The organism is Synechococcus sp. H55.2 (assembly GCF_047462495.1).
Classification (GTDB): domain Bacteria; phylum Cyanobacteriota; class Cyanobacteriia; order Thermostichales; family Thermostichaceae; genus Thermostichus.
In genome coordinates this window covers 1-609 of sequence record NZ_JANSJH010000237.1, presented here as the reverse complement: position 1 = coordinate 609, position 609 = coordinate 1, and the positions used below count along the sequence as shown (strand labels likewise).

Here is a 609-nt window from a genome sequence, read left to right as displayed (position 1 = left end):
AACAGCCGCCCCCGTTGGTCTGCTTCCGTGCCGATCCCCAACAACTGCCGATCCGGCGTGCGAAACTCCCCCTCAAAAGGTCGCACCATGGGCTGGCCCCGCTCATCCACGGCGGCCTTTAGGCGCAGCCGGTAGGTCTGGCCGTAGGGGGCCGGCTCTGTCAGGGTCCAAAAAAAGCGGCGGCCCAGCTTGTGCATCCGGCCCGGCAGAGGCGGCTGGATCTCCAAGTTGGCCGCAACGCTGTCCGCATCCATAGGGCGGTTGAAGGTCAGCACCATCTGCAGTTCCTGGGATCCCACCCGCTGCTGTTGCCAGTTGAAATCCCGCACATAGGGGGCCGTATGGTTGCCCAGCAAAAATAAGATCACCCCAATCGCCAAGTTGCAGAGGGTGATCCCGGCTACCCAGCGATCCAAGGGCTGGGTCAGCCCTCGCTGCAGAGCTGCATAGAAACGACGTGCCGGCCAGGCAGGCATCCGGGTCGTACAGTTCTCGACATCTCAAACCAGATTAAGGCACCTTTCAGGCGCTTGGGGCCACTGCCCTCACCCCCGCCCCCTCTCCCAGAGGGAGACTGCCCTCACCCCCAGCCCCTCTCCCAGAGGGAGA

The 609-nt window shown here is 63.7% G+C and carries 1 protein-coding gene; it reads right to left on the bottom strand.

What is annotated here, in order from left to right:
* Nucleotides 1–476, bottom strand: a 476-nt coding sequence (locus NW844_RS13110; RefSeq protein WP_414336273.1) for an Ig-like domain-containing protein, incomplete at its 3' end; no start/stop codon positions are given.
* Nucleotides 477–609: the final 133 nt, after the last annotated feature.